Annotated in this window: 26 protein-coding genes; 13 read left to right on the top strand and 13 right to left on the bottom strand. The window is 66.9% G+C overall.

The annotated features are described in order from the left end of the window. Positions 1 to 76 precede the first annotated feature (76 nt). The 4 genes from G6N55_RS11055 (at position 77) to G6N55_RS11040 (ending at position 2,311) form a co-directional block, all read left to right on the top strand. Positions 77 to 460: a hypothetical protein gene (locus G6N55_RS11055; protein ID WP_085219987.1), complete on the top strand. Its 384-nt coding sequence runs from the start codon at positions 77 to 79 to the stop codon at positions 458 to 460. A 29-nt stretch (positions 461 to 489) separates the two neighbouring features. Further along, positions 490 to 801 carry a protein UsfY gene (gene usfY, locus G6N55_RS11050; RefSeq protein WP_085219988.1) on the top strand — a complete coding sequence of 104 codons (312 nt, stop codon included), beginning with the start codon at positions 490 to 492 and terminating at the stop codon, positions 799 to 801. A 281-nt stretch (positions 802 to 1,082) separates the two neighbouring features. Beyond that, positions 1,083 to 1,520, top strand: a complete 438-nt coding sequence (locus tag G6N55_RS11045) for an ATP-binding protein (RefSeq protein WP_085219989.1) — start codon at positions 1,083 to 1,085, stop codon at positions 1,518 to 1,520. Beyond that, positions 1,517 to 2,311 carry an RNA polymerase sigma factor SigF gene (locus G6N55_RS11040; protein ID WP_085219990.1) on the top strand — a complete coding sequence of 265 codons (795 nt, stop codon included), beginning with the start codon at positions 1,517 to 1,519 and terminating at the stop codon, positions 2,309 to 2,311. The genes G6N55_RS11045 and G6N55_RS11040 overlap by 4 nt, the downstream gene beginning before the upstream one ends. Here the strand turns inward: G6N55_RS11040 and G6N55_RS11035 are convergent. The 7 genes from G6N55_RS11035 to G6N55_RS11005 all read right to left on the bottom strand — a co-directional run bounded on the left by G6N55_RS11035 (position 2,282) and on the right by G6N55_RS11005 (position 8,673). Then, on the bottom strand, positions 2,282 to 2,683 hold the full coding sequence (locus tag G6N55_RS11035) for an STAS domain-containing protein (RefSeq protein ID WP_085219991.1): 402 nt from the start codon (positions 2,681 to 2,683) through the stop codon (positions 2,282 to 2,284). The genes G6N55_RS11040 and G6N55_RS11035 overlap by 30 nt on opposite strands. A gap of 186 nt (positions 2,684 to 2,869) precedes the next feature. Then, positions 2,870 to 4,672: an acetyl/propionyl/methylcrotonyl-CoA carboxylase subunit alpha gene (locus tag G6N55_RS11030; RefSeq protein WP_085219992.1), complete on the bottom strand. Its 1,803-nt coding sequence runs from the start codon at positions 4,670 to 4,672 to the stop codon at positions 2,870 to 2,872. 112 nt (positions 4,673 to 4,784) lie between these two features. Next, the gene (locus G6N55_RS11025) at positions 4,785 to 5,204 is read right to left on the bottom strand and encodes a cysteine desulfuration protein SufE (protein ID WP_085219993.1); all 420 of its coding nucleotides are present in this window, start codon (positions 5,202 to 5,204) and stop codon (positions 4,785 to 4,787) included. Further along, a complete protein-coding gene (locus G6N55_RS11020) occupies positions 5,201 to 6,094 on the bottom strand; it encodes a sulfurtransferase (protein WP_085219994.1) in 894 nt (297 codons plus the stop codon). The genes G6N55_RS11025 and G6N55_RS11020 overlap by 4 nt, the downstream gene beginning before the upstream one ends. 61 nt (positions 6,095 to 6,155) lie before the next feature. Beyond that, on the bottom strand, positions 6,156 to 6,791 hold the full coding sequence (locus G6N55_RS11015) for a Maf family protein (RefSeq protein ID WP_085219995.1): 636 nt from the start codon (positions 6,789 to 6,791) through the stop codon (positions 6,156 to 6,158). Next, complete coding sequence (locus G6N55_RS11010; protein ID WP_085219996.1) at positions 6,788 to 7,036, bottom strand: acyl-CoA carboxylase subunit epsilon; 249 nt, start codon at positions 7,034 to 7,036, stop codon at positions 6,788 to 6,790. Before G6N55_RS11010 ends, G6N55_RS11015 begins: the two co-directional genes overlap by 4 nt. Beyond that, positions 7,033 to 8,673 (bottom strand): acyl-CoA carboxylase subunit beta, encoded by a 1,641-nt coding sequence (locus G6N55_RS11005; protein ID WP_085219997.1) that lies wholly within the window; start codon positions 8,671 to 8,673, stop codon positions 7,033 to 7,035. Before G6N55_RS11005 ends, G6N55_RS11010 begins: the two co-directional genes overlap by 4 nt. 84 nt (positions 8,674 to 8,757) lie before the next feature. Between G6N55_RS11005 and G6N55_RS11000 the strand changes: the two genes are divergently transcribed. Genes G6N55_RS11000 through G6N55_RS10990 form a run of 3 tightly spaced genes read left to right on the top strand, consistent with a single transcriptional unit; the run spans position 8,758 to position 11,687 of the window. After that, positions 8,758 to 10,323, top strand: a complete 1,566-nt coding sequence (locus G6N55_RS11000; RefSeq protein WP_085219998.1) for an FAD-binding protein — start codon at positions 8,758 to 8,760, stop codon at positions 10,321 to 10,323. Between the two features lie 23 nt (positions 10,324 to 10,346). Further along, complete coding sequence (locus G6N55_RS10995; RefSeq protein ID WP_085220095.1) at positions 10,347 to 11,159, top strand: biotin--[acetyl-CoA-carboxylase] ligase; 813 nt, start codon at positions 10,347 to 10,349, stop codon at positions 11,157 to 11,159. Positions 11,160 to 11,168: 9 nt separating this feature from the next. Then, positions 11,169 to 11,687 (top strand): PH domain-containing protein, encoded by a 519-nt coding sequence (locus tag G6N55_RS10990; protein WP_085219999.1) that lies wholly within the window; start codon positions 11,169 to 11,171, stop codon positions 11,685 to 11,687. Here G6N55_RS10990 and G6N55_RS10985 read toward each other — a convergent pair. Continuing rightward, entirely contained in the window at positions 11,642 to 12,301 is a 660-nt protein-coding gene (locus tag G6N55_RS10985) for a GtrA family protein (RefSeq protein ID WP_085220000.1), read from the bottom strand. The genes G6N55_RS10990 and G6N55_RS10985 overlap by 46 nt on opposite strands. Positions 12,302 to 12,399: 98 nt before the next feature. On the opposite strand from G6N55_RS10985, the gene G6N55_RS10980 reads away from it, so the two are divergent. The 6 genes from G6N55_RS10980 (at position 12,400) to G6N55_RS10955 (ending at position 18,663) form a co-directional block, all read left to right on the top strand. Next, entirely contained in the window at positions 12,400 to 13,614 is a 1,215-nt protein-coding gene (locus G6N55_RS10980; RefSeq protein ID WP_085220001.1) for a 5-(carboxyamino)imidazole ribonucleotide synthase, read from the top strand. Next, the gene (gene purE / locus G6N55_RS10975) at positions 13,607 to 14,122 is read left to right on the top strand and encodes a 5-(carboxyamino)imidazole ribonucleotide mutase (protein ID WP_085220002.1); all 516 of its coding nucleotides are present in this window, start codon (positions 13,607 to 13,609) and stop codon (positions 14,120 to 14,122) included. The genes G6N55_RS10980 and purE overlap by 8 nt, the downstream gene beginning before the upstream one ends. 23 nt (positions 14,123 to 14,145) lie before the next feature. After that, positions 14,146 to 15,315, top strand: a complete 1,170-nt coding sequence (locus G6N55_RS10970; protein WP_085220003.1) for an acyl-CoA dehydrogenase — start codon at positions 14,146 to 14,148, stop codon at positions 15,313 to 15,315. A gap of 143 nt (positions 15,316 to 15,458) precedes the next feature. Continuing rightward, positions 15,459 to 16,643: a PP2C family protein-serine/threonine phosphatase gene (locus G6N55_RS10965; RefSeq protein WP_085220004.1), complete on the top strand. Its 1,185-nt coding sequence runs from the start codon at positions 15,459 to 15,461 to the stop codon at positions 16,641 to 16,643. Beyond that, complete coding sequence (locus G6N55_RS10960) at positions 16,640 to 18,226, top strand: sensor histidine kinase (RefSeq protein ID WP_085220005.1); 1,587 nt, start codon at positions 16,640 to 16,642, stop codon at positions 18,224 to 18,226. The genes G6N55_RS10965 and G6N55_RS10960 overlap by 4 nt, the downstream gene beginning before the upstream one ends. Then, positions 18,223 to 18,663, top strand: coding sequence for a response regulator (locus G6N55_RS10955; protein WP_085220006.1), 441 nt, complete (start codon positions 18,223 to 18,225; stop codon positions 18,661 to 18,663). The genes G6N55_RS10960 and G6N55_RS10955 overlap by 4 nt, the downstream gene beginning before the upstream one ends. A gap of 9 nt (positions 18,664 to 18,672) precedes the next feature. On the opposite strand, the gene G6N55_RS10950 is transcribed toward G6N55_RS10955, so the two are convergent. From G6N55_RS10950 to G6N55_RS10930, 5 genes are all read right to left on the bottom strand, one after another. Continuing rightward, the gene (locus G6N55_RS10950) at positions 18,673 to 20,922 is read right to left on the bottom strand and encodes a SulP family inorganic anion transporter (protein WP_085220007.1); all 2,250 of its coding nucleotides are present in this window, start codon (positions 20,920 to 20,922) and stop codon (positions 18,673 to 18,675) included. Between the two features lie 312 nt (positions 20,923 to 21,234). After that, a complete protein-coding gene (locus G6N55_RS10945; RefSeq protein WP_085220008.1) occupies positions 21,235 to 22,422 on the bottom strand; it encodes a CoA transferase in 1,188 nt (395 codons plus the stop codon). Between the two features lie 15 nt (positions 22,423 to 22,437). Further along, positions 22,438 to 23,352, bottom strand: coding sequence for a class I SAM-dependent methyltransferase (locus G6N55_RS10940; protein ID WP_085220009.1), 915 nt, complete (start codon positions 23,350 to 23,352; stop codon positions 22,438 to 22,440). Between the two features lie 158 nt (positions 23,353 to 23,510). Next, complete coding sequence (gene ctpC, locus G6N55_RS10935; protein WP_085220010.1) at positions 23,511 to 25,706, bottom strand: manganese-exporting P-type ATPase CtpC; 2,196 nt, start codon at positions 25,704 to 25,706, stop codon at positions 23,511 to 23,513. A 9-nt stretch (positions 25,707 to 25,715) separates the two neighbouring features. Continuing rightward, positions 25,716 to 25,997 carry a DUF1490 family protein gene (locus G6N55_RS10930; protein ID WP_085220011.1) on the bottom strand — a complete coding sequence of 94 codons (282 nt, stop codon included), beginning with the start codon at positions 25,995 to 25,997 and terminating at the stop codon, positions 25,716 to 25,718. Between the last annotated feature and the right edge of the window lie 112 nt (positions 25,998 to 26,109).

The raw sequence follows: 26,109 nt of genomic DNA, 5'->3' as shown, positions 1-26,109 counted from the left end.
TTATGAAGCTGTAACTAATCCTTCGTTGCGGACGAAATACCAACCGCAGTCAGCACGCGGGATACGAGGTTCTCAAATGCCGAGAGCAGATGAGCGATCACCGGGTGATCGCCTGGGTTCCGAAGACGGCGAGGTGCGCGCCGCCATCCGCTTCACCGTCTTGGCCGCGGCCGCGGGGGTCGGATTCATCGTCATGGCCGCCTTGTGGGTCAGCACCTGTCCGGGAACGGGTGTGGACACGGCGGCCTGCGGTGCGCCGCAGCGAACCCTGCTGGCCATCGGGGGTCCGCTGATCCTGTTCGCCGGCGGCCTGTGGGCGTTCGTGCGCACCTACCGGGTCTGGCGCGTCGAGGGCACCTGGTGGGGATGGCACGGCGCGGGCTGGTTTTTGTTGACGCTGATGATCGTCACCGTCTCCATGGGAGTTCCGGCAATTGCGGGTCCGGCGCTGGGGCTCTAATAATTAGTGGTGCGACGCGAGGAGCAGCCATGGGAGACACCTATCACGACCCCGTCGACCATTTGCGGACGACGCGGCCACTCGCCGGCGAATCACTGATCGACGTATTGCACTGGCCCGGATACCTGATGGTGGTTGCCGGTGTGGTCGCGGTGTGCGGAAGCCTTGCGGCCTTCGCCACCGGACATCAGCACGAGGGCATGACCGCGGGCGTGACGGCGATTGTCGTCACGGTGATGGGCCTGGCGTGGCTGGCCGTCGAGCACCGGCGGGTACGCCGGCTTCTCGACCGGTGGTACGCCGACCATCCCGAGGTGGCCAGGCAGTCGCCCGACAGCTGATAGGCGACGCTGCTCACCGAAATTCGTAGGTTATGCGCCCCGTTGAATGGGTATCAGGTCTAAACCATGATGAGTGCCTGCGATGATGATGCGCGCGGCACCGATCCGATCATGCCTACTGCGATGACGAGAAGGGCTCGTGTGATTCCGGCGACCAATGCGATGCGCCCGAGTGTGCGTGTCCCGGGTTGGCCGGTGGTGTCTGGCGCGTCCGTATCGAGTGACGAATGGCGCGCCCCAAAACGAGGGGTAGTGTGAGCCAAACGTTGCCGGGAGACCATATGACCGATATTGGATTGCGCGCTGAACAGCGCCAACGCGGCCACCGCGCCGTCGAATTGCATGTTGCTGCGCGCCTGGAGAACCTGGCGATGCTGCGCACCCTGGTGGGCGCGATCGGCACCTACGAGGATCTCGATTTCGACGCCGTGGCGGATCTGCGGCTCGCGGTCGACGAGGTCTGCACCCGATTGATCCGGTCGGCCACCCCGGACGCGACCCTGAGCGTGGTGGTCGACCCCCGAGAAGACGAGTTGGTGGTCGAGGCATCCGCCGCCTGCGACACCTACGACGTGGTGTCGCCCGGCAGCTTCAGCTGGCATGTCCTGACGTCGCTGGCCGACGACGTCCAGACCTTCCATGACGGACGTGAACCAAGTGAAACCGGCAGCGTATTCGGAATCACGCTGACGGCGCGACGGGCGGCCGCTAGCCGGTGACAGCGCAAGCTGACGGCGGTTCGGGCTCATCACGCCCAAACGAATACGCCGACGTTCCGGATATGTTCCGTGAGCTGGCGACGATCGGAACCGACTCGGCACAATTCCAGCGCCAACGGGACAAGATCGTTGAGCGGTGTCTGCCGCTGGCCGATCACATCGCCCGCCGGTTCGAGGGCCGCGGCGAGCCGCGCGACGACCTGGTTCAGGTGGCACGGGTCGGATTGGTCAACGCCGTGGTGCGCTTCGACGTCGAAACCGGATCGGACTTCGTGTCGTTCGCGGTGCCCACGATCATGGGTGAGGTCCGCCGGCACTTCCGGGACAACAGCTGGTCGGTCAAGGTTCCGCGGCGCCTCAAGGAGCTGCATCTGCGGCTCGGCAGCGCCACCGCCGATCTGTCGCAACGCCTCGGGCGGGCGCCTACCGCAACCGAACTCGCGGCCGAGCTGGAAATGGACCGCGCCGAGGTGGTCGAGGGTCTGGTGGCGGGCAGCTCCTACAACACCCTGTCCATCGACAGCGGTGGGGGCGGCGGCGACGAGGAGGACACCCGCGCGATCGCCGACACCCTGGGCGACGTCGACGCCAGCATCGATCGCATCGAGGACCGCGAATCGCTACGCCCGTTGCTCGAGGGCCTGCCCGAGCGGGAGCGAACGGTGTTGGTGCTCAGGTTCTTTGAGTCGATGACGCAGACACAGATCGCGGAGCGAGTCGGCATTTCGCAGATGCACGTATCGCGGCTGCTGGCTAAATCGCTAACGCGCCTGCGCGACCAGCTGGAGTAGCGGCCGCGCGGCGTGCCGCAGCAGCGGCTCGTCGCCCGGCGTCGTCACCGGCAGGGTGCCGTCGGGGTCGCAGACACGCAACAGCCGCCCGACCGCGGGGCTCGGCACCATCGCCCAGCTCACCTGGGCGCCCGAGCACACCACGTTGATCCGGTGCAGTGCCGAAAAGCCCGCAGTACCAATGAAATCCAGCTCGCGCAGGTCGAGGATCACTCGCCCGGCGTGTCGTGCGCGGTGCGCTGCGTAGACGGCGAGCTGATCCGAGTTCGCGGCGTCGAGCTCGCCGTCCACCGTGATGACCGTGCCCGACGCGCTCGAAAGGGCGCTGAATTGGGCCGTTCGGCATTGCTGCCAGGACTGGGCCACAGACATCGCTTCACTCCCTCGACCGAGGATTGCTGTGAGGACTACGACAACGGTTGAGCGGTGGGAATTCGCCTTCCGCGCGGCGCTGACGTGGTCCGGGCGGCTGTGAACTCAACCTGAACGCAACCCTACCCGGGGTGCCGGAGAGCGACAACGTTTACCGAGCCGATTCCCAGGAAGCCTGGTCAGGGACTATTTGATCTCGGCGAGCACCGTGCCCTGAGTGATGGCGGCACCGGCCTCGACCGCGAGACCGGTGATGGTGCCCTCCTTGTGCGCGGTGACCGGGTTCTCCATCTTCATCGCCTCGAGCACCACCACCAGATCACCGACGGCGACCTGCTGGCCTTCCTCGACCGCGACCTTGACCACGGTGCCCTGCATCGGCGCGGTGACCGCATCACCCGAGGCCGCCGCACCGCCGTGCGAGCCGCGCTTGCGGGGCTTCGGCTTCCTGCGGACGACGCCGGCGCCCGTCACGCCACTACCGCCGCCGTTGGACAGCGCCAGGTCGCCGGGCAGCGAGACCTCGAGCCGCCGGCCGTCGACCTCGACGACCACCTTCTGCCGCGGCTGGGCGTCGTCCTCGTCGAGGGGCTCGCCCGCGGTGAACGGCTCGATGGTGTTGTCCCATTCGGTTTCGATCCAGCGGGTGTGCACCGTGAAGCCGTTGTCGTCGCCGATGAACGCCGGGTCACTCACCACGGCGCGGTGGAACGGGATGACCGTGGCGAGGCCCTCGATGTGGAACTCGTCCAGTGCCCGGCGCGACCGCGCCAGCGCCTCCTCACGGGTGGCGCCGTGCACGATCAGCTTGGCCAGCATCGAGTCGAACTGGCCGCCGATCACCGACCCGGCCTCGACGCCGGAATCCACCCGGACGCCGGGGCCGCCGGGGGTGTCGTAGCGGGTGACCGGGCCGGGAGCGGGCAGGAAGCCGCGGCCGGCGTCTTCGCCGTTGATCCGGAACTCGATCGCGTGCCCGCGCGGCGTCGGGTCCTCGGTGAGGTCCAGCTTTTCGCCGTTGGCGATCTTGAACTGCTGGCGCACCAGGTCGATGCCCGCGGTCTCCTCGGTAACCGGGTGCTCCACCTGCAGACGGGTGTTGACCTCCAGGAACGAGATCAGGCCGTCCTGGCCGACCAGGTACTCGACGGTTCCGGCGCCGTAGTAGTGCGCCTCCTTGCAGATCCGCTTGGCCGACTCGTGGATCTCCTTGCGCTGCGCGTCGGTCAAAAACGGTGCCGGCGCTTCTTCCACCAGCTTCTGGAAGCGGCGCTGCAGCGAGCAGTCGCGGGTACCGGCGACGACGACGTTGCCGTGCTGGTCGGCGATCACCTGGGCCTCGACGTGGCGCGGCTTGTCCAGGTAGCGCTCGACGAAGCATTCGCCGCGACCGAACGCCGCGACGGCCTCACGGGTGGCCGACTCGAACAGCTCGGGGATCTCCTCGATGCTGCGGGCCACCTTCATGCCGCGGCCACCGCCACCGAAGGCCGCCTTGATCGCGATCGGTACGCCGTACTCCTTGGCGAAGGCCACCACCTCGTCGGCGTCCTTGACCGGGTCGGGGGTGCCGGGCACCAGCGGGGCCTGGGCGCGGGCCGCGATGTGGCGGGCGGTGACCTTGTCACCGAGGTCGCGGATCGACTGCGGGCTGGGCCCGATCCAGATCAGGTTGGCGTCCAGCACCGCCTGGGCGAAGTCGGCGTTCTCCGAGAGGAAGCCGTAACCGGGGTGGATGGCGTTGGCGCCGGATTTGGCCGCCGCGTCGAGGATTTTGCCGAAGTCCAGGTAGGACTCGGCGGAAGTCTGACCGCCCAGGGCGAACGCCTCGTCGGCCAGCCGCACGTGCGGCGCGTCGGCGTCGGGCTCGGCGTACACCGCCACGCTGGACAGACCCGCGTCGCGGGCCGCCCGGATCACCCGGACGGCGATTTCGCCGCGGTTGGCGACGAGCACCTTGGAGATCCGTGAGCTGGCGTGACTAGGCACCTGCGCCTCCTGTGTATGGCTAGACGTCGTCTTCGTCTCTAAGAGAATTTCTTACAAGTCGTGTCGGGGGAAGTTTAGGCGGCGCGCCGAGAGCGCCGATACCCGGTCCCACTCAAGCCGTCTCGCGCAATCGCCGTTTGATGCGAGCCAGCATCGCCGACATGCCCCGCAAGCGCAGCGGGCTGATCAGAGCGGCCAAGCCGAGCTCACTGTAGAAATCTTCGGGCACCGCGAGGATGTCGGCGGCGGGTTGCTCGTCGAGCCCGGCGGCCAGGATCGAGGCGAATCCGCGGGTGGTCGGCGCTTCGGCGGGGGCGCTGAAATACAGCCGTACCCGATTCGGGTCGTGGGCGTCGACATGCAAGAACAGCGGCGACTGGCACTCGGGAACCGGCTCCATCGCTGCTTCGGCCAGATCGTCGGGCAGATCCGGCAGGTCGTCGGCGAACTCCAGCAAGAGCCTCAGCTTGTCCTGGCCCTGCACTTCAGCGAAGTCGGACACCACCTCGGCCAGGGCAGCGGGCAGAGTCATCGCGCGGGTACGGCTCCCGGTTCTTCGCCCGCGACGATCGGCACCCGCACGGTGTTGCCCCACTCGGTCCACGACCCGTCGTAATTGCGGACGCCGGGCTTGCCCAGTAAATGGGTGAGCACGAACCAGGTGTGGCTGGACCGCTCGCCGATGCGGCAGTAGACGACGGTCTTGTCGTCCGGTTGCAGGAAGCCGTACAGCTCTTCGAGCTCTTCGCGGCTGCGGAACCGGCCGTTCTCGTCGACCGCCCTCCCCCACGGGATCGACCGGGCGGTGGGGATATGGCCGGCGCGCAGCGCGCCCTCTTCGGGGTAGTCGGGCATGTGCGTGCGCTTGCCGGTGTACTCGTCGGGCGAGCGCACATCGATCAGCGGCTGGCTGCCCAGGATGTCCAGCACGTCGTCCCGGTAGGCGCGGATCGGTGCGTCGTTGCGCGCGACGACGGGATAGTCCGTCGAGGTCCTGGTCGGCACCTCGAGGCTGGTATCCCGTCGCTCGGACAGCCACAGGTCACGCCCGCCGTTGAGCAGCCGCACATCGGGGTGGCCGAACAACGTGAACACCCACAGCGCGTACGCCGCCCACCAGTTGCTCTTGTCGCCGTAGATCACCACGGTGTCGTCGCGCGAGATGCCTTTGCGATTCATCAGTTCCGCGAACTGCGCACCGGAGATGTAGTCGCGGACCCGCGGGTCGTTGAGGTCGGTGTGCCAGTCGATCTTGACCGCGCCGGGGATATGCCCGACGTCGTAGAGCAACACGTCCTCGTCGGATTCGACGATCGCCAGACCGGGCGAGCCCAGGTGGCCGGACAACCAGTCGGCGGTGACCAAGCGTTCGGGGTGGGCGTAGGCCGACAGCGTCGGGCTTGAATCGGGGGGTAGCGGCACAGGGCAAAGCCTACTCAGCCGCCTGGGAGGTTGCGCCTCAGTGTGCGATGCCTTTTGGGGATCACGCCGTTGGGGCCCACAGTGCGGCGATGGACAGGCCCGCGCGGCGCAGCAGCGCGCGCGTCAGCGGCAGTCCGATTCCCAGTACGGCCGACGGGTCGCCGTCGACGCCGTCGATGAACCATCCGCCCAGGCCGTCCAGGGTGAACCCGCCGGCGACCCGCAGCGATTCCCCGTCGGCCAGGTAAGCCTCCAGGTCGTCGGGCTCGGGTGTTCCGAAATGCACTGTGGTGATTGATGTTTGCGCTTCGCAGTGGACAATGTCGTTGTCCTGCAAGCGGATAACGCAGTGTCCGGTATAGAGCTGGCCTGATCGCCCGGCCATCGACTGCCAGAGTTGGCGTGCGGCTTCAATGGATTCCGGTTTGCCGCACAGCCGGCCGTCGAGGTAAAGCATCGAATCGCAGCCGATGACAACGCAATCCGCCGCGATGGTGCGATCCAGTTCGCCGGCGACCTGCTCGGCCTTGGCTTGAGCCAGCGCGCAGACCACCTCAGCGGGTGAGGCGTCCGGTCCCAGCTCGGCGATCAGGCGATCCTCGTCGACGCCGGAGACGACGACCAGGGGATCGATACCGGCCTGGCGCAGCACCTTGAGGCGGCCACTAGAGGCCGACCCGAGCACAACCCGGGTCATCGCTGCATGTGGATGCGTTCCTGCAGGGTGACTCGCTGGTAGTTGCTGATCGCGTAGCGCAGCTTGTCGACCGGAAGCCCCCAGCGGGTGCTTTCGGGCTGCTCGGGCTGCGCGCCACCGCCGGCGCTGCCCAGCACGGCGATCAGCGCGGCCACCTCGGCGGCGGTGGGCCGGCCGCGCAGAATCTTGATGTGCGGCACCTGCGGGGTGTCGACGGCCGGGGCCGCCTCGTCGATGTCGCTCATAGGGGAATGTTCCCGTGCTTCTTCGGCGGCAGGTGGGAGATCTTGCGTTCCAGCAGACGCAGCGACGTGGCGATGTAGCCGCGGGTGTGCGACGGCGGGATGACCGAGTCGACGTATCCGCGCTCGGCGGCGACGTACGGGTTGACCAGGGTGTCCTCGTACTCCTGCTGCAACTGCAGCCGCAGCTCGTCGACGTCCTGGCCTTCCTTGGCGGCCTCTTTGAGCTGCTGGCGGTAGACGAAGCCGACCGCACCCGAGGCGCCCATCACCGCGATCTGCGCGGTCGGCCAGGCCAGGTTGACGTCGCAACCCATGTCCTTGGAACCCATCACGCAGTAGGCACCGCCGTAGGCCTTGCGGGTGATGACGGTGATCTTGGGGACGGTCGCCTCGCCGTAGGCGAACAGCAGCTTGGCCCCGCGCCGGATGATGCCGTTGTATTCCTGCCCGGTGCCCGGCAGGAAGCCCGGCACGTCGACCAGCATGATGATCGGGATGTTGAAGCAGTCGCAGGTTCGCACGAACCGGGCCGCCTTCTCCGAGGCGTTGATGTCCAGGCAGCCCGCGAACTGCGTCGGCTGGTTGGCCACGATCCCGACCGGGCGGCCGTCGACGCGGCCGAACCCGACGACGATGTTCTGCGCGTAACCGCCCTGAACTTCCAGGAACTCGTCGTCGTCGAGGATGCGGGTGATCACCTCGTGCATGTCGTACGGCTGGTTCGGCGAGTCCGGGATCAGCGTGTCCAGCTCGAGGTCCTCGTCGGTGAGGTTGTCCTCGATCGCACCCTGCGCAGCGGGCACGGCGTAGCGGGGAGCGTCGGTGAAGTTGTTGGGCGGCAGATAGCCCAGCAGGTCGCGGACCCAGTCGAAGGCGTCCTGCTCGCCGGAGGCGACGTAGTGCAAGGTGCCCGACTTGGCCATGTGGGTATGGGCGCCGCCGAGTTCCTCCATCGTGACGTCCTCGCCGGTGACGGTCTTGATGACGTCGGGCCCGGTGATGAACATCTGGCTGGTCTGGTCGACCATCACGACGAAGTCGGTCAGGGCGGGGGAGTACACGTGGCCACCGGCCGCGGCGCCCATGATCAGCGAGATCTGCGGGATGACGCCCGACGCCAGGATGTTGTTGCGGAAGATGCGGCTGTACAGGCCCAGCGAGACGACGCCTTCCTGGATCCGGGCGCCCGCGCCGTCGTTGATGCCGATCAGCGGACGGCCGGTTTTGATGGCCAGCTCCTGGACCTTGACGATCTTCTCGCCGTACACCTCGCCGAGGCTGCCGCCGAACACGGTGGCGTCCTGACTGAAGATGCACACGTCGCGGCCCTCGATGGTCCCGTAACCGGTGATCACGCCGTCGCCCAGCGGCCGGTTGCTTTCCAGCCCGAAGTTGGTGCTGCGGTGCTTGGCCAGCGCGTCGAGCTCGACGAACGAGTCCTCGTCCAACAGCGCAAGAATGCGCTCGCGGGCGGTCAGCTTGCCCTTGGCGTGCACCTTCTCTACGGCCTCTTCGCCCACCGGATGCAGCGCCTCTTCGCGGCGCTTGTGCAGCTCGGCCAGCTTGCCCGCGGTGGTGTGGATGTCGACGGTGTGCTCGGCAGCGGGTTCCGCAGTGTGGTCGGTAACGCTCGTCATGGGTGTCGATGTTATCGGCAGGCCCGCGTGACTCGTTGCAGGCCCTTAGCAAGTCCTTAAGGAGTCTGGCAGTAGTCTCCGCTGATGGGCGCCGACCCGGAAGTCGACTGGACCGAAGAACACGACGTGCTGGTCGCGGGGTCGGGCGGCGGCGGGGTCACCGGTGCCTACACCGCGGCGCGCGAAGGCCTCGAGGTACTGCTGGTCGAGGCGACGTCGAAATTCGGTGGCACGACGGCCTATTCCGGCGGGGGCGGCGTCTGGTTTCCGTGCAATCCGGTGCTCATCCGCGCCGGCATGGACGACGACACCATCGAGGACGCGCTCACCTATTACCGCGCCGTGGTCGGCGACCGCACCCCGCGCGAGCTGCAAGAGACGTACGTGCGCGGCGGCGCGCCGCTGATCGAGTACCTCGAGCAAGACCCGAACCTGAAGTTCGTGCCGTTGCCGTGGCCCGACTACTACGGCAAGGCACCGAAGGCGCGCCTGGACGGCCAGCGCCACATCGCCGCCAAGCCGTTGAAGGTGGCCGCCGCTCCCGGGCTGCGCGACGCGATCCGCGGACCTTTGGACACCGATCGGCTGGGTGCCGAAACCCCGCCCGACTACTACCTCGGCGGCCGCGCCCTGATCGCGCGATTCCTCACGGCCATCGAGCAGTATCCGAACGCCTCGTTGCGACGCGACACCGCCCTGGTCGAGCTGGTGGTGTCCGACGGTTCGGTGACCGGAGCGATCGTCGAGACGGCCGGCCAGCGCCGGGCGATCCGCACCCGGTTGGGCGTGCTGCTGGCCGCCGGCGGCTTCGAAGCCAACGAGGAGTTGCGGCGCGAACACGGCGTGCCGGGCGTGGCGCGAGACACCATGGGAGGCCCGGGAAGTCGCGGTCTGGCGCTGCAGGCCGGCATCGCCGCGGGCGCGGACACCGACCTGTTGGATCAGGCGTGGTGGTCACCGGGGCTGACCCATCCCGACGGTCGCTCGGCATTCGCGCTGTGGTTCACCGGCGGCATCTTCGTCAACGAGCACGGCAACCGGTTCGTCAACGAGTCAAGGGCCTACGACCGGGCGGGGCGCGAGATCATCGCGCAGCTGCAAGACGGCTCAATGTCGTTGCCGTACTGGATGATCTACGACGACAAGGAAGGCGAGGTGCCGCCGGTCAAGGCCGCCAACGTGTCCATCGTCGAGACCGAGAAGTACGTCGCCGCCGGGCTGTGGCACACCGCCGACACCCTCGAGGAGCTGGCCGCCAAGATCGGGGTGCCGGCCGATCGGCTGGTGGCAACGGTGGCCCGGTTCAACGGTTTTGCCGCCTCCGGTGTCGACGAGGACTTCGGCCGCGGCGACGAGGCATTCGATCGCGCGTTCTCGGCGGGCGCGTCGCCATTGGTGCCCATCGATCGGCCGCCGTATCACGCGGCGGCGTTCGGCATTTCCGATCTGGGCACCAAGGGCGGGCTGCGCACCGACACCGCGGCGCGAGTGCTCGACACCTCCGGCAACCCCATCCCCGGTCTGTACGCGGCCGGTAACACGATGGCCGCGCCCAGCGGGCTGGCCTATCCCGGCGGGGGCAACCCGATCGGGACCAGCATGCTGTTCAGCCACTTGGCCGCGCTCGACATGCGAGACCGGCGGCACTAGGCGCCGGCCCTCTAGGCTGGATGGTGATGGATCGTGACTCACTGAGGCAGCCACTGGATGCGGCCGCGCTGCGCAAAGAGCTCGTCGGAACCGGAATGGGTTGGCGGCGCCTCGAAGTCGTCGAGCAGACCGGTTCCACCAACGCCGATCTGCTGGCCCGCGCGGCCGACGGCACCGACATCGCGGGGGCGGTGCTGATCGCCGAACATCAGACCGCCGGTCGCGGGCGGCACGGCCGCCGCTGGTCGGCGTCGCCGCGGGCACAGATCACCATGTCGGTCGCGGTGAGCGTGGTCGACGTCCCGGTCACCGGGTGGGGCTGGCTGCCGCTGGCCACCGGTGTGGCGGTGGTCGACGCGGTGGCCCCGCTGCTACCGGCCGGGGTGGAACTGGGCCTCAAGTGGCCCAACGATGTGCTGGCCGGTGGTGGCAAGCTGGCCGGAATTCTCGCCGAGGTCGCACGCCCGGTCGTGGTAATTGGCTTGGGGCTCAACGTGACTCAGGCGCCCGAAGAGGTCGACGGGCCGGGGGCGACCTCACTGCTCGACCTGGGTGTGGCCGCCCCCGACCGCGATCAGCTGGTTCGCTCGGTGTTGCGATCACTCGGGGGCCGGATCGTCGGGTGGCAGACCGCTCGCGGGGCCGATTGGCAGTTAGCGGCCGACTACCGGGCGCGCAGCCTGACCATCGGCACCCGGGTGCGCGCGCAGCTGCCCGGCGGCAAGGAAATCGTCGGCACTGCCAGCGGTATCGACGATCACGGCCGGCTGTGTCTGGAGGCCGGTAACGAGACCGTCGTCGTTTCTGCCGGTGACGTCGTACATTTGCGGGGCTAATGTCACCACATGAGCTATCCCGATAACGCCCTGGCCGCCGGCGAACAGGTCGTCATCCATCGTCATCCGCACTGGAAGCGATTGATCTGGCCGGTCGTGATTTTCATTCTGGTGACCGGACTGGCTGCCTTCGGGTCCGGCTACGTCAACTCCACGCACTGGGAGCAGATGGCCAAGAACATCGTCCACGGCGTGATCTGGGGGATCTGGCTGGTGATCGTCGGCTGGCTGACGCTGTGGCCGTTCTTGACTTGGCTCACCACACATTTCGTCGTCACCAACCGCCGCGTGATGTATCGGCACGGATTGCTGACCCGCAGCGGCATCGATATCCCGTTGGCACGGATCAACAGCGTGGAATTCCGGGACAAGATTTGGGAGCGTCCGTTTCGCACCGGGACACTGATTATCGAGTCGGCGTCACAAGATCCGTTGGAGTTCTACAACATTCCGCGGCTGCGCGAGGTACACGCGCTGCTGTATCACGAAGTTTTCGACACCCTGGGTTCCGAGGAGTCACCGAGCTGAGTGTTGCGGCTCGCCCGGTTGCGCCAGGCGCGCAGCAGGGTGACGTTGCCGGACTCGACTTCGTCCTCGAATACCTCGGCGATCCCGCCCGCGGTGAGCGCGGATTCCAGTGCCTTGTCGGGATTGCGGGCGAATTGGTCGGGGAACACCCAGCGCCGAAACGCCCAGAACCGAAACGCCATCTGCAGCAGATTGCCGATGATGTAGGCGGAGATGAAGTCGGCGATGTTCTCCACGGTCAGCGACACCGTCGGCTCGCGCAGCTGCAGCACGTAGCTGGAAATCCACAGCGGCGCCATGCTCAGCAGCACGCCCACACCGCTGAATGCGAAGAACAGCAGCGCCTCGTGGTGGCGCTCGCGGCCGCCGCGGTCCCGGAAGCTCCACTCCCGGTTCAGCACGTAGGACGCGATGACCGCGACGATGCCCGCGATCACCTTGGCCGTCACCGGCTTGGTGTCCAGAATCGTCAGCTTGAGGGTGTAGAAAATTGCCGAGTCGATGATGAAGGTGGTGCCCCCGACGATGGCAAATTTGATGAATTCATGATGGCGCTGCGCATAGGGCTGAAAGGCCGCAGGCAAGCGCGCGATTGTGGCATCGGCGAAGGACACAACAGGTGAGTGTACGGACGGACTCGAAAACGGCGCAAAATGGTACATAACGATTTTGCGTCACGGCCGGTCAACACACCGCTGGGTGCCGTGACACCATGATGGCCGTGCCGAGTACACGCACTCCGCAGGTCGCCATGGTCGGCGGTGGTCAGCTAGCCCGAATGACGCACCAGGCCGCGATCGCGCTGGGGCAGAGTTTGCGGGTGCTGGCCACGTCTGCCGACGAACCCGCCGCCCAGGTCACACCCGATGTGGTGATCGGCTCGCATACCGATCTGGAAGATCTGCGCCGGGTCGCCGCCGGTGCCGACGTGCTGACTTTCGATCACGAGCACGTGCCGACGGAGCTGCTGGACAAGCTCGTCGCCGAGGGTGTCAACGTGGCGCCGCCGCCGCAGGCCCTGGTGTACGCCCAGGACAAGCTCGTGATGCGCCACCGGCTGGAGTCGCTCGGCGCCGCGGTGCCGCGTTATCTCGGCCTGGATTCGCTCGACCGCCTCGATGCGGTGGATGCCTTCGCCGGCCGCGTCGATGCTCCGCTGGTGGTCAAGGCGGCCCGCGGCGGGTACGACGGCCGGGGCGTGCAGCTCGCGCGCGACCTGGCGGATGCCCGCGAGATCACCCGCGCCTATCTGGCCGACGGCGTGCCGGTGGTGCTGGAAGAAAAGGTGGAACTGCGCCGCGAATTAGCCGCGCTGGTGGCCCGCTCGCCGTTCGGTCAGGGCGCGGCGTGGCCGGTGGTGGAAACGGTGCAGGCCGACGGGATCTGCGTGCAGGTGATCGCGCCCGCGCCGGAGCTGTCCGAGGCCAAGGCCGCCGCGGCGCAGGGCCTGGCGCTGCGCCTGGCCGCCGAGCTGGGGGTCGTCGGCGTGCTTGCCGTCGAGCTGTTCGAGACCACCGACGGCGCACTGCTGGTCAACGAGCTCGCGATGCGGCCGCATAATTCCGGGCACTGGACGATGGACGGGTCGCGCACCAGCCAGTTTGAACAGCATCTGCGGGCGGTGCTCGACTACCCGCTCGGCGACACCGATGCCATCGCGCCGGTGACCGTGATGGCCAACGTGCTGGGCGCCGCGCAGCCGCCGGAGATGGCCGTCGACGAACGGCTGCACCACCTGTATGCGCGGATGCCCGACGCCCGGGTGCACCTCTACGGCAAGACCGAGCGGCCGGGCCGCAAGGTCGGGCATATCAATTTCGTGGGCGACGACGCCGCGGACTTGCCGAAGCTGCGTGAACGCGCCGAGCTGGCGGCACACTGGTTGTCATACGGGCAGTGGGCGGACGGATGGGATCCACATGGCTGAACAGCCCCGCGTCGGCGTGATCATGGGCAGCGACAGCGACTGGTCGGTGATGGCGGATGCCGCCACGGCGCTGGCCGAGTTCGATATCCCGGCGGAGGTCCGGGTGGTCTCGGCGCATCGCACCCCGGGCGTGATGTTCGACTACGCCCGCGGCGCGGCCGACCGCGGCATTGAGGTGATCATCGCGGGCGCCGGGGGTGCGGCTCACCTGCCCGGCATGGTCGCGTCCGCGACGCCGCTGCCGGTGATCGGGGTGCCGGTGCCGCTGGCGCGCCTGGACGGCATCGATTCGCTGCTGTCGATCGTGCAGATGCCCGCCGGCGTGCCGGTGGCGACGGTCTCGATCGGCGGGGCACGCAACGCCGGCCTGCTGGCGGTGCGGATTCTCGGCGCTTCCGACCCCGCCCTGCGGGCCCGCATCGTCGCATTCCAAGATCAGTTGGCCGAGAGTGTGCGGGCCAAGGATGAGGCCCTACAGGGGCTTCAGGGTAAAGTTACCGGCGAGTAGCAAGAGGGCTAGGAGATCTCAAGATGGCTGGATGGGCCGGGCACCCCGATTTCGATCTGTTCCAATTGCCCGAGGAACACCAGGAGTTGCGCGCCGCGATTCGGGCGCTGGCGGAGAAGGAAATCGCCCCGCACGCCGCCGATGTGGACGAGAACGCGCGCTTCCCGCAGGAGGCGCTGGACGCGCTGAACGCGTCGGGCTTCAACGCCGTGCACGTGCCCGAGGAGTTCGGCGGCCAGGGCGCGGACTCCGTCGCGGCCTGCATCGTCATCGAAGAGGTCGCCCGCGTCGACACCTCGGCCTCGCTGATCCCCGCGGTGAACAAGCTCGGCACCATGGGCCTGATCCTGCGCGGCTCCGACGAACTGAAGAAGCAGGTGCTGCCGTCGATTGCCGATGGCAGCGCGATGGCGTCCTACGCCCTGAGCGAGCGCGAGGCCGGCAGTGACGCGGCCGCGATGCGCACCCGCGCCAAGGCCGACGGGGACGACTGGATTCTCAACGGCGCCAAGTGCTGGATTACCAACGGCGGCAAGTCAACCTGGTACACCGTGATGGCGGTGACCGATCCCGACAAGGGCGCCAACGGCATCTCGTCGTTCATCGTGCATAAGGACGACGAGGGATTCACCGTCGGGCCCAAGGAGCGCAAGCTCGGCATCAAGGGCTCGCCGACCACCGAGCTCTACTTCGAGAACTGCCGCATCCCGGGCGACCGGATCATCGGCGAGCCCGGTACCGGCTTCAAGACGGCGCTGGCCACCCTGGACCACACCCGTCCGACCATCGGCGCCCAGGCCGTCGGCATCGCGCAGGGCGCGGTGGACGCTGCCATCGCGTACACGAAGGACCGCAAGCAGTTCGGCGAGTCGATCAGCAGCTTCCAGGCCGTGCAGTTCATGTTGGCCGACATGGCGATGAAGGTGGAGGCGGCGCGGCTGATGGTCTACAGCGCCGCCGCGCGAGCCGAACGTGGCGAATCGAATCTGGGTTTCATCTCTGCGGCCTCGAAATGCTTTGCCTCCGATGTAGCGATGGACGTCACCACCGACGCCGTGCAGCTGTTCGGCGGCGCCGGCTACACCATCGACTTCCCCGTCGAGCGGATGATGCGCGACGCCAAGATCACCCAGATCTACGAGGGCACCAATCAAATCCAGCGCGTGGTGATGTCGCGGGCGCTGCTGCGCTGACCCTTTTCCGGGACCCAATGGCTGTAAACGCACGTCGCCTAATAGGATCGTGCGCTACAACCAAGCTCGGCGCGGCCGTTCGGAGGGTAGCGGAAACGCGCAGCGCCAACTGAGCAACGGTACGACTGTGGCAGGGGTGCGAGATGCTTAGCCCAGTCACCCCGGCCGCGAACTGGCAGACGTTGTCGTTGCTCCTGGTCGAAGACGACCGCGCCGACGCGATAGTGGTCGAAGACCTGATCTCCAGCGCGGTCGACCACATTCGCGTGACGTGGGCACAGTCGATAGCCCACGCCGAGCGCGAGCTGGCAACCGCGCGGCCCGACTGCGTGCTGCTGGATCTGCACCTGCCCGACGCCAGCGGCATCGAGGCCCTGGACCGCATCGCCAAACGTGACGCGACGGTGCCGATCGTGGTGCTGACCGGTTTGAACGACGAATTCTTCGGCGCGTCGGCGGTTGCGGCCGGTGCGCAGGACTATCTGGTCAAGGGCCGGGTCGAACCCGACATGCTGCGCCGGGCGCTGCTCTATGCGATCGAGCGCAAGCGGGTCGAGATCATCGCCGCGGATCTTAACGCCAGTCAACTTCGCGCCCGCGAGAACGCCCTGCTGGAACGCGGCCTGCTGCCGTCGCCGTTGCTGTTGGGCAATCCGGGTGTCGAGATCGTCGCCCGGTACCGGCCGAGTCGCGTGGACGCGCTGCTGTGCGGTGACTTCTACGACGTCGTGCAGACGCCGGACCGGGTCGTGCACGTTCTGATCGGCGATGTCGCCGGGCACGGGCCACACGAGGCGGCGCTGGGCGCCGCGTTGCGGATCGCCTGGCGCGCACTCACATTCGCCGGCGTGCGCGCCGCCGAACTGATGCATCAGCTCGAGCGGGTGCTGCAGGCCGAACGCACGGGCAGCGGGATCTTCGCGACGGTCCTATCGCTCGAGATTGCGCCCGACACTCCGCGGGTCACGGCGATTCGGGCCGGTCATCCGGGTATGTTGCGCCAAAGCGCCACAACGGTGGAATGGATCGAACCGCCGGGCGGGCCGGCGCTGGGATTGCGCGCCGACGACTGGCCGCAGTCCGAGTTGGACTTGCCGGTGGGGCAGGGGCTGCTGCTGCTCACCGACGGCCTCTTCGAGGGGTATTCGGGGACCGGCAACGAGCGACTTGGGGAGGATGGCTTGCTCGCACTGGCGCGTACTCACAACGGCCTGCCCGGTGCGGCATTCGTCGACGCGCTCATCGACGGTGCCGGAGAACTCGCCGAGCCACGCGGCGGCCTTACCGATGACATCGCCGTCGTGCGCGTCGAGCGGACGGCGAAATGATCAGCGACACGCACCCGCGGGCCCAGCTCACCGTCCGGGGATGGCTCTTTGTGGTGTTGTTCAGCATGGGTGTACTGGTGCTCGCCGGCGCGGTGGTGGGCGCGGTGTTGCTCAATCGCACCGACACCGTGGCGCGCGGTCTGAGCGAACAGGTTGAGCCGGCGCGCCGCTCCGCCATCCAGCTGCAGGCGGCATTGCGCGACCAGGAAACCGGAGTGCGCGGCTATGCGATCGCCGCGGATCGTCAGTTCCTCACACCGTATTACGACGGGCAGCACGCCGAACACGCAGCGGCCGAGGAGATGCGGCGGTTGCTCGGTGGGCGCGTGGACCTGATCAACGACCTGGACGCGATCGAGAGGGCCGCCGCCAACTGGCGGGCCAGCTCGGCCGAGCCGCTGATCGCGAGCGTGACGCCGAACGCCCCCAACCTGGTGAACAGCAGGGTCGCGGATCGCGGCAAGGCCGAATTCGACCATTTGCGTGAGCTTTTCGATACGCAGAACACGGATTTCGCCGCGGTGTCCGCACAGGCCAACGACGAGCTGAAAGACATCACGGCCTGGCGCGATCGCGTGCTGGGCGCGGTGGTACTGGTGTTCTTCGGTCTCGCCATCGCGCTGGGGCTGCTGACCCGGAGGGCCATCACCCTTCCGCTCGCATCGCTGGCCGCGTCATGCCGGCGGATCACCGAGGGCAACTTCACCGAAACCATCACGCCCCCCCGGCGGCCCAAGGACATCCACGACATGGCGATCGACGTCGAGAACATGCGGCAGCGGATCGTTTCGGCGCTCGATGTCTCCCGGGCGGCCGGGGCGCGATTAGACGAGCAGGCAATCGAATTGAAGCGTTCCAACGCCGAGCTCGAGCAGTTCGCCTACGTCGCTTCACACGACCTGCAGGAGCCGCTGCGCAAGGTCGCTTCGTTCTGCCAACTGCTCGAAAAACGTTACGGCGACCAGCTCGACGAGCGGGGGATCGAATACATCGGTTACGCGGTCGACGGCGCCAAGCGCATGCAGGTGCTGATCAATGACCTGCTCACGTTCTCGCGAGTCGGCCGGGTGGGCAGCAAGCAAACCGAGCTCGACCTGGACTCGACACTGGATGCGGCCGTGGCCAACCTCGCCGTCGCCATCGAGGAATCAAACACCGAGATCGTGCGCCCGGGCCGGCCGTTGCCACGGATTGTCGGCGACCCGACACTGTTGACGATGTTGTGGCAGAACCTGATTGGCAACGCGATCAAGTTCCGGCACGTCGATCGCTCGCCCCGGATCGTAATCGACTGCGAATTGCGACCCGATACTCACGAATGGCTGCTGACCGTGTCGGACAACGGCATTGGCATCGCCGAGGAGTTCACCGAAAAGGTATTCGTGATCTTCCAGCGGCTGCACGGCCGCGGCGTATACCCCGGAACCGGCGTCGGTCTGGCGCTGGTGAAAAAGATCATCGAATACCACGACGGCGCGGTCCGGATCGACACGTCGTATACCGACGGAACGAGATTCGAGTTCACCCTGCCCGTTGCAGCGAACGTAAGACACCCAGCCGCCCTGGAAGGAGCGCGCCAATGACACCTGCCGGCAGAGCAATCGAGATCCTGCTCGTCGAGGACGACCCGGGAGATGAACTCATCACGCGAGAGGCTTTGGAGCACAATAAGTTCCAGAATCGGCTACATGTAGCCCACGACGGCGAAGAAGGGCTCGACTTCCTGTACAGGCGCGGCCGGTTCGAGGGCGCGCCGCTGCCGGATCTCATCCTGCTTGACCTGAACCTGCCGAAGTGCGACGGTTGTCAGCTGCTGGAAAAGGTGAAGTCCGACGCCGATCTCGCGCGCATCCCGGTCGTCGTGCTCACCACGTCGTCGGCGGAGGAGGACATCGTGCGCAGCTACAAGCTGCACGCCAACGCCTACGTCGCCAAGCCGGTCGACCTCGACCAATTCATCAATGCGGTAAGGCAGATCGACGAATTCTTTCTTCAGGTCGTACGCCTTCCGGGCGTGTAGCGCCGATCGTCAGGCGGGCGGCCGCACCGGTTCCTCGGGGCACACGATGCCGCGCGGCGTCACCTCGTACACCCGGGTGCTCGCGATGTCGAAGAAGATGCCGACTACGTGTATATCGCCGGACGCGACGGCGGGCGCCAGGATCGGGTGGCGGATCAGCCTTTCCAGCTGAATGGCGACGTTGACGATGCTCAGCTGGTCGATCTCGGAGTAGCCGACGGATTCGGCGCTCGCGCGTGCCGGATGGTGATCCCGGTAAGCATCCAGACTCTCGCCGGCATACTCCAGCCACTGGCCCATCGAGGTCGCGGGGTGATCGCTGTCCTCGAGCAGCACCTTCATCGCGGCGCACGACGAATGCCCGCAGATGACGACCGAACGCACGCCGAGCTGCCTGGCCGCGAATTCGAGTGCGGCGTCGACGGATCGGTCATCCCCGTCGGTCGGCACCAGGTTTCCGAAGTTGCGGACGGTGTACAAGTCGCCGGGGCCGCTGGCGGTGATGACGTTGGGCAGGATCCGGGAATCCGCGCAGGTAAGGAATAGCGCATAGGGGTCGTGCGTACCGCCGAGCCCGGCGATGTGCTGGTGCAAGACGGCCGAGCCGTTGCGGTGATACTCATCGACGCGGTCGAGAATCGTAGCGTCACCATTGTTTCCGTGATTGGCGCGCTGCGACCGCCACGGCACCAGTCCGATCGGATTGGACGCGAAGTGACGCTTCGGTGGCCTCGCGTGTGCGTGCTGCAGCTTCGCGCCCGTCGTCTCGACGATGACCACCACTCCACCCCGTGCTTCGTGAGTGCGTTGCCAATCTCCGATCGTCTCGGATACGGAGTCATCGATGTAGTCCGCGTTCAGGTTCAGTGTCACCTCGGACCCCTGCGGCACCGACGCGAGCGCTTTGGTCAGGCGCGGCAGTAGCAAGAAGCTCAGCGTGCCGTCGATGTCGATCCGCCACTGTTTGGACAGCTCGCCGCCGATCGGCCGCACCGCCACAGGTGCGCGGGTCACCCTGACCAGGAGCAAGCCGATCGCGACGGCGAGCCCGATGATCACGCCTTCCAGCAGGTTGAGGAACACCACTGACACAATGGTGACCGCGTACACCGCGAAATTGCCGGTACGCCAAGCCAGTTTGATGTGAGCCAGCTTGATCAGCTGGGCGCCGACCACGATCAGCAGTCCGGCCAGCGCCGCCTTGGGGATGAGCTCCACCAGGTCGGTGAACAACGAGGCGAACAGCAGGATCCACACTCCGTGCAGCACCGCCGACATCCGGGTGCGCGCGCCGGCGGCCACGTTGGCCGAGCTGCGCACGATGACACCGGTGATCGGCAGGCCGCCCACCAATCCGGACACCACGTTCGCGGTGCCCTGCCCGATGATTTCCCTGTCGAAGTTCGTTCGCGGGCCGGTGTGCAGTTTGTCGGCACCGACCGCGCACAGCAGCGATTCGACGCTGGCGATCAGGGCGATGGTGAGGACGCCGACGATGATGTCACTGGCCTCTTCGATCCACGGCTTGCCCTTCGGTGACGCTCCCGAGATATGGGGCAGGTTAAGGGCATCGAAGAAGTTGCCCGACAATGAGATTCGATCGGTATCCAGTCCCGCCGCGATCGCCAGCGCGGTCGCGGCGACGATCGCCACCAGCGGGGCCGGAATCATCCGTATCTTGGCGGGCAGCCTTGACCACACCAGCAGGATCGCGATGACTGTTCCACCGGTGATCACTTCATGCAGTTCGTGATGCAGGATCCCGTTGGGTAACGCCACCAGATTCTGCCAAGCAGAACTGTGTGACGATCCGCCCATCAGTACGTGGATCTGTTGCAAAATGATCGTGATACCGATGCCGGCCAGCATCGCGTGCACCACCACCGGTGCGATTGCCAGCGCGGCGCGTGCCAGCCGGCTCAGGCCGAACGCGATCTGAAGCGCGCCCGCACCGACCGTCATCAGGCACAACATCGGAAAGCCCAGTTCATCGATCAGTCCGGCGACCACGACGGTGAGGCCCGCGGCCGGCCCACTGACCTGGACCGACGACCCGCCGAAGGCGCCGGCGACGATGCCGCCCACTACCGCGGCGATCAGACCGGCGGCCAGTGGCGCACCGGAGGCGATCGCGATGCCCAGCGAAAGCGGTAGGGCCACAAGGAAGACGACAAGCGATGCGGGAACGTCGTGGCGCAGATTCTTCAGAAGCGACCCTGATTCGGTCGCTTCCACGGGTTTGCCTACAGGCGCATTCATAAGTCGACTCCTCCAACGGTCAGGAAGTCGGCAAGCGGCGGTCCGCTACCGCGGGCTGACGACTCTTTATGACCGGTAGAACGTCGTGTGTCAATCATGCGCTCACCGGCCCTGGAAACCAAGACAAGTCAGATAGGCGGATGGCCAAACATAGTGCCGCCTGCGGCTAGTTCGTGTGACGAAGCTTTCCGCGACTGCTCGATTGCCTTGATAAACACCTATGGATTCATCGACAACTCAAAGAAACCCAGCTGCACGTCGTTTGACAACAAGTCGTTTCATGGGCGATTCAAAGAAATCCGGTGCGAGAAATCAGGACTCGTGCAGAAACACGTCGTTGTGCTGGCCCGGAGCGGGTGGCGGGTCGGCGGCCGTCGCATCGAAGCTGGAGTAGCGGGCCGGAGTGCGGATCACCGTGATTTCATCGTCACCACTGCCGACCGTTAGTGCGAGTTCGTTTTCGGCGAACAGCGGGGTGCTGACCACCTGCTTCCAGGTATAGGCCAGGCAGGCCATCAAGCCGCCTTTCTGCAGCAGCTCAACCCATTCGGCGGCGGGCTTGGCGGCCAGGGCCGACTCGAGTTCCTCGGTCAACTCGGGGTAATTCATGGCGCGGGAGCGTTGGTCGATGAACCGTTCGTCTTCCAACATGTCGGGTCGGCCGATGATCTCGCACAGCTTCGCCCAGTGTTTGGGGACATACGCGCTGATCACCAGGTACCCGTCCGCAGCCTTGAAGGCATCCGACGGTTGGGTCGCGAAGCCAACGCCCTTGCGCTTCTTGGCAATTGGTGCCGCGTCCGGTTTCGGCTGGGGCTGCCCGGCGGGCTTGTTCAGGTGAATGGTCAGCTGGCTGGCCTGCAGCCCCACCGCGACGTCGTACATCGCGACCCGGACCACGTCCGCCACGCCGTGACGCTCGCGGTTGAGTAGCGCGGCCAGCACCGCCTGGGCCAGCACGTGGCCGCTGGCGGCGTCGACAAGCTGGAACGGAATGATCTGCGGTTTGCCGCTGGGCGTGGGCATTCCGGTGGTCATGCCCGACTCGGCGGCGACCATCAGGTCGACGCCCGGCCTGCTGCCTTCCGGGCCGTTGCCGCCGTAGGCGGACAGGCGTGCGTAGATGAGCTTCGGGTTGCGGGAACGTAACTCGTTGGGGCCCAACCCCATCCGCTCCATCACCCCGGGCCGGAATCCTTCGAGCACGACGTCGGCGGTGTCGACCAGCCGTAAGATGTGCCGTTTGGCTTCGCCGTCGGTCAGATCCACCGCCACCGACTTCTTGCCCCGGTTGTGCGGCCAAAACAGCGTGGGCAGCGGTGGCCGGCCGGGTAGCACCGCGACGATCTGACGGGCCGCTTCGCCATGGGGTGCCTCGACCTTGATGACCTCGGCGCCAAGGTCGGCCATGATCTGACCGGCCAGCGGCCCGGCGATGTTCTGGGTGAAATCGAGAACCCGGTATCCGTCAAGTGGCTTGGGCGGCTGGCTGTTTGGCATAGTATGGCCTTCCTCTTACCCTGCCTTGTGCAAAACTGCGGTGCAGTAATAGTTCTTGGCGAACGGGGCGTCTTCGCCTGTGGGCTGTTGCGGTAATCCGTTGTCGGCCAACAACTGATTCAGCGGGGTGCTGACCGGCCGCCAGCCGCGGTCGCGCAGATAGGTGGCCGCATCGTTGCGCTCGCCGGGAAAACCCAGATCGTCGAGCGCGACGTCGAGCCCTTTCGCCTGCCACCGCTGGCTGGCGCTGTCCAACGCGTTCTGGTTGCAGCCGGTGTTGATGAAGATTTCGGCCACCAGCCGGCTTTCACCGGCGGATAGCGCGGTGATGTTGTCCAGCAAGCGATCCTGCGCGTCGGGCGGTAGGAAACCGAGTAGTCCCTCGGCGGCCCACGCGGCGGGTTGGCTGGTATCGAAGCCGGCCTGCTTCAGCGCCGACGGCCAATCGTGGCGCAGGTCGACCGCGACCGCGCGGATCTCGGCGGTGGGCCGGGCGCCGAGTGCTTCGATCGTCGTGGTCTTGAACTCAATGACGTCCGGCTGGTCGATCTCGAACACCTTTGTTCCCGGAGCCCAGGTGAGTCGGTATCCGCGCGCGTCCAGGCCGGAGGCCAAGATGACGACCTGGCGCACGCCCGCGGCCATCGCGTCGGCGAAGAACGCATCGATGTAACGCGTGCGGGCGGCCAGCAGGTCGGTCATGCGCCGCATGCCCCACGGCGCACCGGGCTCGTCGACGTCGGCCGCGTCGATCTCGGCGTTGGCCCACCGGGTGAAGAAGTCGACACCCACGGCGCGCACCAGCGGCTCGGCGAACGGGTCGTCGATCAGCTCGTCCCTGGTGGCCCGGGCACGTCCAGCGGCGACCAGGGTGGCGGTGGCTCCCACGCTTGTCGCCAGGTCCCAGGAGTCATTGTCGCTGCGTGCCACGGATGGGCCCCTTCCGCCGATTACTGGTTAGACAGAATAACGATACTGTCTGGCGACCGGTCGGCGTCCCCGGCTCGGGGGTGGTGGCGGAGGGTTACGACGCTGGTATACAGTGCTGCGATCCTGCTGTCGACAAGGGTGGCGAATAGCCGAAGCGCTCAGTCAAGGCGGTAGCGGATCAGCCGGGAACTGTTGGCCACCACGGCAACTGACGACGCGTTGTGCAGGATCGCGGCCAGCACGGGGGATAGGGCCCCGCCCGCCCCGATGATCAGCCCGACAGCGTTGACGGCGATCGACATGCCGTAGTTCTCCCGGATCACGTCGACCGCCCGGGCGCCCAGGTCCCCGACGTCGAGCAGGCGATGCAGGTCGTCGTTGGCCAGCGCCACGTCGGCGGTTTCCACGGCGACGTCGGTTCCGGCCAGCCCCATCGCGATTCCGATGTCTGCCGCGGCCAGAGCCGGGGCGTCGTTGATGCCGTCGCCGACCATGCCGACGATGTGGCCCTCGCCCTGCAGCTCGCGCACCACCTCGAGCTTGTCCTCCGGCATCACCTCGGCGCGCCACTCGTCGATGCCCAGCTCGCCGGCGACCACCTGCGCGATGTCCGGGTGATCGCCGGTGAGCATCACGATGCGTCGAATCCCATTGGCGCGCAGCTTCGTCAGCACCTCGGCCGCCTCGGGCCGGACTTCGTCGCGCAGGCTGATCAGCCCGACCAGCTTGCCGTCCACCGCCAGCAGCAGCGGCATCTCGGCCTCGCGCCGCAGCTTGTCGACCCACTCCTTGGCCTTCTTCGACACCCTGACCTTCTCGGCCTGCAGCAGCGACGGGCTGCCCAGCAGCAGGGTGCGGCCGTCGGCCCAGGTCCGCATGCCCAACCCGACCAGCACCTCGCACTCCTCGTGCGGCGGGATGCTGATGTGGCGTTCCTCGGTCGAGCGGATGACCGCCTCGGCCAGCGGGTGCCGCGAGTGGATCTCCGAGCTGGCCGCGTACGCCAGCACCTGCTCGGGCTCCCAGTCCTTATGCATCGCAACGATATTGGTGACGACTGGGCGACCGACGGTCAGGGTTCCGGTCTTGTCGAACACGATCGCGTCGACCCGGCCCGCCTGCTCGAGATGGGACCCGCCTTTGATCAGGATGCCGCGGCGCGCGCCGTTGCCGATCGCTGCGCTGATCGCGGTCGGGGTGGCCAGGCCCACCGCGCACGGGCAGGCGATCAACAGCATGGTCATCGCGCGCCGGACGTCGCCGGTGACCGCCAGCGTGATCGCCGACACGATGAACGAGGTGGGAACGAAACGGCGCGAGAAGGTTTCGCCGACCGTCTGGATGGGCGCCCGGTCGTGCTGCGCCTCCTCGACGCGGGTGATGATGCGCCCGATCGTGGTTTGGTTGCCAACGGCCTGCGCACGCACCACGACGCGTCCGCGCACCACGACCGAGCCGGCGTGCACGTGGGTGCCCACGTGCACGCTCACCGGCAGGTTTTCGCCGGTGAGCGCGGATTGGTTGACGACGGCTTCGCCGTCGACCACTTCGCCGTCCACCGGGATGGCGACGTGGTCGTGCACCACCACCTCGTCGCCGATCTCCACGCTGTCGATCGGCACCTGGATTTCGGTGCCAGGCTCAAGGCCCCGAGAAGGGCTCGTGAGCCGGATCCACGCCGTATCCTGGCTGCCGCGCAGCAGTTCGGAAATGGCGCGCCGGGTCCGCCGCAGCGTCAGATCTTGCAGGTACTCACCGATATTGAGCAGCCACAGCACGGTCAGGGCGACCACGTTCTCGCGCAGGATCAGACTCGCCACGGTCGCGGCCGAGACCAGCGCGTCGGTGCCGGCCTTGCCGGACCGCAGCGAACGCAACGCGCCGCGCAGGAACGGGTAACCGGTGAAGATCGTGACGCTCGTGGCGACCACCCGGCCGCTCGGCCCGAGCAGCGGTGGCCGGGCGAACACATAACGGCGCACCCCGAGCAGGCTCAGGGCCAGGCCGCCGATGACCATGCGCAGCACGTCCGAGTTGCGGATCTCCGACGAATGCGGCGCGCGCGCCGGAATCAGTTCGGCGGCAACGTGTTCGGCGCTGCTGATCGCCGCCATGATCTCGGCGCGGTCGCAGCGGTGCGGTGAATACCAGACCACGACCGATCCGGTACGCGGGTAGGCGTGCACGGCGCGCACGCCGGTCCGCTTGGCCACCGCATCTTCGACCGCGACGGCCCGTCGTGTGCGGGAGCGCACCCACGGGACGCAAAGCCGCATGCGGCCGGCCGCATCCGAAAGTACTTCCAGGGCAGGGTCTTTGGCAGTTGCGATGTCTTCAACGATCGCGAGGCTCATGGCGAGCGATCAGTGGTCGTGGTCGTGGGTGTCGCCCAGCGACGGGGTGGGCGCCTCCTCGCCGATGCGTTCGCGGGCTTCGGCCATCACATCGGCAAGCTTGAGGCGCGCCGACTCCGCGGCCGTCTCGGCTTTGCGGGTGCCGCGCAATCCCAGCTCGGCGCCTTTGACGGCGGTCTGATGCAGCGGCGCCTTGGCCGCGGCTTTGCGCACGACCTCGTAGGCCGTCACGCCGACCAGGCCGGTGAATACCGTCCCCGCCGCCTTTGCCAGTAGCCCGTATACCGCCATTGCCCGATCCTTTCTCCGCCGCCCAGTCGTTAATGACAACCATTATCAGAAAGTCCACCCGAGGGCGACGTAAATAGCCAAGTTGTCGCGCCGTCCACCTCATGCTCGCACG

It is taken from the genome of Mycobacterium florentinum, from assembly GCF_010730355.1.
Taxonomy (GTDB): Bacteria; Actinomycetota; Actinomycetes; order Mycobacteriales; family Mycobacteriaceae; genus Mycobacterium; species Mycobacterium florentinum.
Note: the sequence above shows the minus strand (reverse complement) of the source record. Positions and strands in the feature narration are given on the sequence as shown.